Source organism: Xanthomonas sp. SHU 308, from assembly GCF_000364645.1.
Taxonomy (GTDB): Bacteria; Pseudomonadota; Gammaproteobacteria; order Xanthomonadales; family Xanthomonadaceae; genus Xanthomonas_A; species Xanthomonas_A sontii.
Genome location: NZ_AQOK01000101.1, coordinates 1 through 8,524, shown reverse-complemented (window position 1 = coordinate 8,524; position 8,524 = coordinate 1). Strand labels below are relative to the sequence as shown.

5 protein-coding genes and 1 pseudogene are annotated in these 8,524 nt (G+C 69.1%); 4 read left to right on the top strand and 2 right to left on the bottom strand.

What is annotated here, in order from left to right; genetic code table 11:
* From D588_RS24010 to pnp, 3 genes are all read left to right on the top strand, one after another.
* Positions 1-207, top strand: a 207-nt coding sequence (locus D588_RS24010) for a tRNA pseudouridine(55) synthase TruB (protein ID WP_043083429.1), incomplete at its 5' end; no start/stop codon positions are given.
* 203 nt (positions 208-410) lie between these two features.
* Positions 411-671 carry a 30S ribosomal protein S15 gene (gene rpsO / locus D588_RS0104630; RefSeq protein ID WP_003467392.1) on the top strand — a complete coding sequence of 87 codons (261 nt, stop codon included), beginning with the start codon at positions 411-413 and terminating at the stop codon, positions 669-671.
* 164 nt (positions 672-835) lie between these two features.
* Positions 836-2,944: a polyribonucleotide nucleotidyltransferase gene (pnp, locus tag D588_RS0104625; RefSeq protein WP_017915146.1), complete on the top strand. Its 2,109-nt coding sequence runs from the start codon at positions 836-838 to the stop codon at positions 2,942-2,944.
* Between the two features lie 363 nt (positions 2,945-3,307).
* Here pnp and D588_RS0104620 read toward each other — a convergent pair whose 3' ends face one another.
* On the bottom strand, positions 3,308-4,651 hold the full coding sequence (locus D588_RS0104620; protein ID WP_017915145.1) for an EAL domain-containing protein: 1,344 nt from the start codon (positions 4,649-4,651) through the stop codon (positions 3,308-3,310).
* A 108-nt stretch (positions 4,652-4,759) separates the two neighbouring features.
* Positions 4,760-5,080 (bottom strand): DUF3175 domain-containing protein, encoded by a 321-nt coding sequence (locus D588_RS0104615; RefSeq protein WP_017907565.1) that lies wholly within the window; start codon positions 5,078-5,080, stop codon positions 4,760-4,762.
* A gap of 544 nt (positions 5,081-5,624) precedes the next feature.
* Between D588_RS0104615 and D588_RS24005 the strand changes: the two are divergent.
* Positions 5,625-8,524: pseudogene (locus D588_RS24005) on the top strand (DEAD/DEAH box helicase); the annotation flags it as partial.

Genomic DNA, 8,524 nt, shown 5'->3' with positions numbered 1-8,524 from the left:
CTGCCGCTGGCCGCCGGCCTGGCCGATTTCCCGCCGCTGCGCCTGGAGCATGCTGCGGCGCAGCGCTTCCGCACGGGCCAGCGCCTGCGCGATCCGGCCTGGGCGCCCGGCCTGGCGGCGGTGTTCGATGCCGACGGCGTCCCGCTGGGCCTGGGCCAGGTCGATGCGAGCGGGCTGCTGGCGCCGCAGCGCATGTTCAATCCGTGACCGTTCAGCGGTCGCGCGTGGTGTTACCTGGCTGTCGTTCAGTCATGACGCGGTCTTAACGCCTTGTTCCTCCGGGCCGGGGCCGGTACAATTTCGCGGCCTTTCCGGCACGCTGCGCTCCGGCGCAATCCTTCGCAATCGGCGAGCCAGGCGGTGCGTCCTCTGCACGTTCCTGCCGGCCCCGCATCTCAGAGAAAAATCCCATGTCCATCGACACCCAGAAAGTCATCGAAGAAAACAAGCGCGGCGCTGCCGACACCGGTTCGCCGGAAGTCCAGGTCGCCCTGCTGACCGCCCGCATCGAACTGCTGACCGGCCACTTCAAGACCCACAAGAAGGATCACCACAGCCGCCGCGGCCTGCTGCAGATGGTCAACCGCCGCCGCAGCCTGCTCGACTATCTGAAGAAGAAGGATGGCGAGCGCTACAAGGCGCTGATCGAGAAGCTCGGCCTGCGTCGCTGAGTCAACGAACCCCACCGCGGCGCAGCGATGCGCCGCGGTTTTGTTTTGGGTAGTACCGTGGCCCGGGGATCGCTCCGCGCCACCGGCCGGATCCTCCCGGCCACCCGCCAGCGGCATGGGCCGTCAGCGGTCCATTTGCAGACAGCATCATCCAAGGAAACCCCGTGGCAAAAATCACCAAAACCTTCCAGTACGGCAAGCACACCGTCACCCTCGAAACCGGCGAGATCGCCCGCCAGGCCGGCGGTGCCGTCATCGTCAAGATGGACGACACCGTACTGCTGGTCACCGCCGTCGCCGCCAAGAGCGCGCGCGAAGGTCAGGACTTCTTCCCGCTGACGGTCGACTATCAGGAGAAGTTCTACGCCGGCGGCCGCATCCCCGGCGGCTTCTTCAAGCGCGAGGGCCGTGCGACCGAGAAGGAGACGCTGATTTCGCGTCTGATCGACCGTCCGATCCGTCCGCTGTTCCCGGAGGATTACAAGAACGAAGTGCAGATCATCGCCACGGTGATGTCGATGAACCCGGACATCGACGGCGACATCGCCGCGCTGATCGGCGCCTCGGCCGCCCTGTCGCTGGCCGGCACCCCGTTCAAGGGCCCGATCGGCGCCGCCAAGGTCGGCTACAAGAACGGCGAATACATCCTCAACCCGACCGTGTCGGATCTGAAGGAGTCGCAGCTGGAGCTGGTCGTCGCCGGTACCGCCAACGCGGTGCTGATGGTCGAGTCCGAAGCCGCGCTGCTGTCGGAAGAAGTGATGCTGGGCGCGGTCACCTTCGGCCACCGCGAGATGCAGAAGGTCATCAACGCGATCAACGAGCTGACCGTCGAAGCCGGCACCAAGCCGTCCGACTGGGTCGCCCCGGCCAAGAACGAGGCCATGATCGCCGCGCTGAAGGAAGCCGTCGGCGAGCAGCTGGCCGCCGCGTTCCAGGTGCGCGACAAGCTGCAGCGCCGCGATGCGATCTCGGCGATCAAGAAGGACGTGCTGGCGCAGCTGGCGCCGCGCGCCACCGCCGAGAACTGGGTCGCTGCCGACCTGGCCAAGGAATTCGGCGAGCTGGAATACCAGACCATGCGCGGTTCGGTGCTGAGCACCAAGGTGCGCATCGACGGCCGTGCGCTGGACACCGTGCGCCCGATCAGCGTGCAGGCCGGCGTGCTGCCGCGTACCCACGGCTCGGCGCTGTTCACCCGCGGCGAGACCCAGGCGATCGTGGTCACCACGCTGGGCACCGCCCGCGACGGCCAGGTGATCGACGCGGTCTCCGGCGAGTACAAGGAAAACTTCCTGTTCCATTACAACTTCCCCCCGTACTCGGTGGGCGAGTGCGGCCGCTTCGGCGCGCCCAAGCGTCGCGAAATCGGCCACGGCCGCCTCGCCAAGCGCGGCGTGCTGGCGGTGATGCCGACCATGGAAGAGTTCCCGTACACCATCCGCGTGGTCTCGGAAATCACCGAATCCAACGGCTCCTCGTCGATGGCCTCGGTCTGCGGTTCGTCGCTGGCGCTGATGGACGCCGGCGTGCCGGTGAAGGCGCCGGTGGCCGGTATCGCCATGGGCCTGGTGAAGGAAGGCAACGACTTCGTGGTGCTGTCGGACATCCTGGGCGATGAAGATCACCTGGGCGACATGGACTTCAAGGTCGCCGGTACCGCCGACGGCGTGTCCGCGCTGCAGATGGACATCAAGATCGAAGGCATCACCGAAGAGATCATGAAGCAGGCCCTGGCGCAGGCCAAGGCCGGCCGCCTGCACATCCTCGGCGAGATGGCCAGCGCGCTGACCACCCCGCGTGCGGAGCTGAGCGACTACGCGCCGCGCCTGCTGACGATCAAGATCCACCCGGACAAGATCCGCGAAGTGATCGGCAAGGGCGGTTCGACCATCCAGGCGATCACCAAGGAAACCGGCACCCAGATCGACATCCAGGACGACGGCACCATCGTCATCGCCTCGGTCAATGCGATCGCCGCGCAGGCCGCCAAGTCGCGCATCGAGCAGATCACCTCGGACGTCGAGCCGGGCCGCATCTACGAAGGCAAGGTCGCCAAGATCATGGACTTCGGCGCGTTCGTGACCATCCTGCCGGGCAAGGACGGCCTGGTGCACGTCTCGCAGATCTCCAGCGAGCGCGTGGAGAAGGTCGGCGACAAGCTGAAGGAAGGCGACGTGGTCAAGGTCAAGGTGCTGGAAGTCGACAAGCAGGGCCGCATCCGCCTGTCGATGAAGGCCGTGGAAGAAGGCGAGGGCGCGTCGGCCGAGTAAGCCGCACGCTGCCAGCGTCGTTCCAGGAAAAAGCGGGCTTCGGCCCGCTTTTTTCTTGCCTGGCGTTTGCGCAGCCGCGACGCGGCGTCAACGGTGACGTCCTGTCGTGGCTGACGCCGCTCCTGCACAGGAAGACGGAGCATTTGGCCCGCGACTTGGCCGAGGCTGCTAGCGATCGCTGGAGAGCATCTGCAGATGCGCTCACAGCGGCCCAGGGTCGGCGAGGGTGGGGGGGCGCGCGTTCGTAGCGCACGCTTTCGCAGGAGCGGCTTCAGCCGCGACCAGGCCGGCATGGCGATCTTGGGAATGCCTGGGGGGATGATCCCGAACCGGGGACCAGCGCCGCGCCTGCGATGGGCGTTCTCAGTCGCTGCTGTCGTCTTCGATCGCCGGATAGCGCGCCAGATGCGCCGACAGCGGTCCGGGGTGGGCGAGCTGGTAGCCCTGGCCGTAGCGCGCGCCCAGCGCCTGCAGCGTCGCCAGTTCGCTCTCGGTCTCGATGCCTTCGACGACCACGTCGGCATTGGTTTCCGCGGCGAAGGAGAGAATGGCCATCGCCAGCCGCTGCCGGCGCGGTTCGGCGTCGATGCCGCGGGTCAGGGTCAGGTCCAGTTTGATGATGTCCGGCGCCAGGTGCAGCAGATGGCGCAGGCTGGCGAAGCCGGTACCGGCGTCGTCCAGGGCGATGCGCAGGCCCTGTCGCTGCAGCAGGCCGATGTGCTCGGACAGGCGTGGGTAATCCGGCGCCTGCAATTGCTCGGTGATTTCCAGCACGATCCGCGTCAGGTCGTGGCCGTGCAGCAGCGCCTGCAGTTGCGGATGCAGCAGCGTCGGTGCGGACACGTTGATCGCCAGATACAGCGGCGCCGGCAACTGCGCCAGCAGCTCCAGCGCCTGGCGCGCGGCGGCCAGCTCCAGGTCCAGGCCCAGCCCGACCCGGCTGGCATCGTCGAACCAGCGCAGCGGCGGCAGCGCCGGATTGGCCGGAAAGCGCGACAGTGCCTCCACCCCGACGATGCGTCGCGATGCCAGCGCCAGCACTGGCTGGGTCACGATCTGCAGGCGCGTCTCGGCGATGGTTTCGCGGATGCGGGTGGCGATCGCCGCCTTCTCGCGAAATGCGTGTTTCTCCATGTCCTGGCGGCGCGCGATGTCGGTCTGCAGTGCGGCGCGGTCCATCGCCAGCGCCAGCGTCGCGCCGACCAGGGTCGCCAGCAATTCCAGCGTGCGCACGTCCTGTGCGCTGTAGGCGTTGGGGTGCGGCGCGAGGACCTTGAGCACGCCGATGCTGCGGTCGCCGTAGCGCAGCGGCACCACCAGCATCGAGCGCAAACCGATGCGCCGGCAGGCCGCGCGGTCCACGCGCGGATCGACTTCCGAATCGTCGCAGCGCAAGACCTCGCCGGTCCGCATGCACAGCCCCGACAGGCTGCCGTTGCTGGGCAGGCGCAGGCCGAGGTGGCGCTCGGCGACGCCGCTGGCCGACCAGTACAGCATGTCCTTGCCGTCGCACATCTCCACCACGGCGCCATTGGAGCGGGTCAGCTCCTGCGCGCGGCGGGTGACCACGTCGACCACCTGCAGCGGATCGCCGCCGGCCGCGGCGATTTCGCCCTGCGCCAGGATGATGCGCGACAGCAGCGCCGCGTCGTCCTGGGTCGCGGCGGCGTGTTGGATGAGGTCCGAAATGTCGGATGCCTTGGCCATGTCCGCATCATGTGGCAGTGCGTCGGAGGACGGCAATCGCGCGGCGCGCGCTTCGCCCAGGCAGCGTGCGGAACTGATCGCTCCATCACGCTGCGCGCGTGCGCGTGCTCAATCGCCAGCGCCACCCTTGCGCGGCTTGCCGTACAGGCTGCGCAACTCGTCCTTGGCTTGCTCCAGGATCTGGCGGCGCTGCGCCGGCAACTGGTCGCCGGCGCGATTGATGTAGAAGGTCAGCATCGACATGGCCGAGCGATACGGGCCGGTGCGGCGGCGTGCGTGCAGGTCGGCCGACTGCTTGAGCGCGCGTGCGATCGCGGCCGGATCGTTGCCTTCGAACACGTTCGGCGCGACGCCGAGCGACTGTTGCGCGTCGCTGCCGCGGCGCTGGTTGAGGTCGGTGCTGGAGAGTGACGGGCTGCTCTGTGCCATTGGTGATGCTCCTTGGCGATGGCGGTGGAGAGGTACAACGCATGCGTAGTCCCACAGTGCAGGACCCGATGGCGGATGCCGCCGCCATCGCTGCCGCGCGCCGCAAGGCGACGGCAGTTCGACGTCGAAGGGAGACGGAGGCGGACGCGGCGCGAACGCGCGCCGCCGCGATCGCGTGTGCGGGTCGTGGAGCGTCCCGCGCGCGTGATGGGCGATGCCGTTGTTCGCTGGTGTTGCCGTGCCGCATTCCGTTCCCAGAGGCGAAGCTTGTGCGTGATGCGCAAACGCTAGGCCGGGATACGTGACGCCGTCGACAACATAACCGCGCTAAGCGGAGCGAGTGGTAGACATTATGTCGTTCGATGAACGCTTAATGGAAAAACCCCTAAAAACAGGGCTCGCGCGAGGTTGCGCTTGATTGCCTGGATAACGTCACCATTTTCATTGCCGAGAAAATGGCGCAAGACATCCAGCTGGACAATCCGCACAGGCGGCATCGTCGGCGCGCCCCAGGTTGGTTGCGACGCTGACACCAGGAGATCGCATGTCGTTGGCGCAGGCGCGCTTCCATCCCGCCGTTGCACGCTGGTTCGAGCAACGTTTCGCGGCGCCCACGCCGGCGCAGGCGGCGGCGTGGCCGGCGATCCAGGCCGGATGGCATACGCTGGTCGCCGCGCCGACCGGCTCGGGCAAGACCCTGACGGCATTTTTGGCTGCGCTGGATGCGCTGGTCCGCGAAGGCCTGCGTGAAGGCGGCCTGCAGGACCGTACCCAGGTGTTGTACGTGTCGCCACTGAAAGCGCTTTCAAACGACATCCAGCTCAATCTCGAGGCGCCGCTGCTGGGCATTCGCGCCGAACTGGCGGCGCTGGGTTTGCCGGATGTGTCCATTCGCACCGCGGTACGCACCGGCGACACCCCACAGCGCGAGCGCGCGCAGGCGCGGCGGCGCCCGCCGCATGTGCTGGTGACCACGCCGGAGTCGCTGTACGTGCTGCTCGGCTCGGTGTCCGGGCGCGAGACGCTGCGCCATGTGCGCACGGTGATCGTCGACGAGATCCATGCGCTGGCGGCGAACAAGCGCGGTAGCCATCTGGCGTTGTCGCTGCAGCGCCTGCAGCAGCTGTGCGAGGTGCCGCCGCTGCGCATCGGCCTGTCGGCGACGCAGAAGCCGATCGAGGCGGTCGCGCGTTTCCTGGTCGGCAGCGCCGCGGTGCACGACGGCGTTGCCGACTGCGCCATCGTCGACATCGGCTATGCGCGTGCCCGCGACCTGGCGCTGGAGGTGCCGCCGACGCCGCTCAGCGTGACCATGTCCGCCGACCAGTGGCAGCAGGCGTATACGCGCCTGGCCGAGTTGGTGCGCGCGCACCGCACCACCCTGGTGTTCGTCAACACTCGGCGCATGGCCGAGCGCACCGCGCGGCACCTGGGCGAACTGCTCGGCACGCAGGCGGTGGCGGCGCATCACGGCAGCCTGGCGCGCGAGACCCGGCTGCTCGCCGAGCGCCGGCTCAAGGCCGGCGAGCTGCAGGTGCTGGTGGCCACCGCCTCGCTGGAACTGGGCCTGGACATCGGCGACGTCGACCTGGTCTGCCAGCTCGGCTCGCCGCGTTCGATCGCCGCGTTCCTGTAGCGCGCCGGCCGTTCCGGGCACGCGGTGGGCGGCACGCCGAAGGCGCGGTTGTTTCCGCAGTCGCGCGACGACCTGGTCGAGTGCGCGGCCTTGCTGGATTGCGTGCGCCGCGGCGAACTCGATGCGCTGCGCATGCTCGATGCGCCGCTGGATGTGCTCGCCCAGCAGCTCGTCGCCGAGGTGGCCTGCCAGGAGTGGGAGGAAGACGCGCTGTACGCGCTGGTGCGTGGCGCCTGGCCGTATGCGGCGTTGCCGCGCGCGCAGTTCGACGCGGTGCTGCGCATGCTCAGCGAAGGCTTCAGCACGCGGCTGGGGCCGCGCGCCGGCTACCTGCATCGCGATGCGGTGCATCGCCGCGTGCGCCAGCGCCGCGGTGCGCGGATGGCGGCGCTCACCTCCGGCGGCACCATCCCCGAGACCGGCGACTACAGCGTGGTGCTGGAGCCGCAGGCGCAGACCATCGGCACGGTCAACGAGGATTTCGCGGTGGAGAGCCTGGGCGGCGACGTGTTCCAGCTCGGCAACGCCAGCTACCGCATCCTGCGCGTGGAAGCGGGGCGGATGCGGGTGGAGGACGCGCGCGGCGCACCGCCCAACATCCCGTTCTGGATCGGCGAGGCGCCCGGGCGCAGCGATGCGTTGTCGCTGGGCGTTTCGCGGCTGCGGGCCGAAGTCGCGCAGGCGCTGGAGCAGGGCGGCGCGGCGCAGGCGCTGCAGTGGCTGTGCGGCCCGTTGGCGCTGGACGCCGCCGCCGCGCAGCAGATCGTCGATTATCTGGGCCGCGCGCATGCGGCGCTGGGCGCCTTGCCGACCCAGCAGTGCATCGTGCTGGAACGCTTCTTCGATGCCACCGGCGGCACCCAGCTGGTGATCCACAGCGTCTATGGCAGCCGCATCAACCGCGCCTGGGGCCTGGCCCTGCGCAAGCGCTTCTGCCGCACCTTCAATTTCGAGTTGCAGGCGGCCGCGACCGAGGACGCGATCGTGCTGTCGCTGTCGACCCGGCACAGCTTCGCCCTGGACGAGGTGGCGCGCTATCTGCGCGCCGCGTCTGCGCTGGACGTGCTGGTGCAGGCGCTGCTGGACGCGCCGCTGTTCGGCGTGCGCTGGCGCTGGAACGCCACCAATGCGCTGGCGCTGCCGCGCTTCACCGGCGGGCGCAAGGTCGCGCCGCAACTGCAGCGGATGAAGTCCGAGGATCTGCTGGCCACGGTGTTTCCCGACCAGGTGGCCTGCGCGGAGAACCTGGTCGGCGAGCGCGAGATTCCCGAGCACCCGCTGGTGGTGCAGACCCTGCGCGACTGCCTGGACGAGGCGATGGACAGCGACGGCTGGCTGCAGCTGCTGCGCGGCATCGAGGCCGGCGAGGTGCGCGTGCTGGCGCGCGAACTGACCGCGCCCTCGCCGCTGGCGGCCGAGGCGCTGGACGCGCGGCCCTATGCCTTTCTCGACGACGCGCCGCTGGAAGAGCGGCGCACCCAGGCGGTGCACAGTCGCCGCTACCAGGATCCGCACAGCGTCGACGAACTCGGCCAGTTGGACCCGCAGGCGATCGACGCGGTGCGCGAGGAGGCCTGGCCGCAGCCGCGCAGCCGCGACGAGATGCACGAGGCGCTGCTCACGCTCGGGGTGGTGAGCGTGGACGAGGCCGCCGCGCAGCCGCAGTGGCGGCAGTGGTTGGATGAACTGGCTGCCGACGCGCGCGCCACCTGCCTGCACGGCGTCGACGGCGCCGCGGCGGCGTTGTGGGTGACGGCCGAAGCGCAGGCGGCGGTGGCGCCGCTGTACCCGCAGGCCAGCGCGCGGCC

Coding starts and splice junctions, on each gene's coding strand:
- rpsO (WP_003467392.1), top strand. CDS start 411: ATGTCCATCGACACCCAGAAAGTCATCGAAGAAAACAAGCGCGGCGCT.
- D588_RS0104615 (WP_017907565.1), bottom strand. CDS start 5,080: ATGGCACAGAGCAGCCCGTCACTCTCCAGCACCGACCTCAACCAGCGC.
- D588_RS0104620 (WP_017915145.1), bottom strand. CDS start 4,651: ATGGCCAAGGCATCCGACATTTCGGACCTCATCCAACACGCCGCCGCG.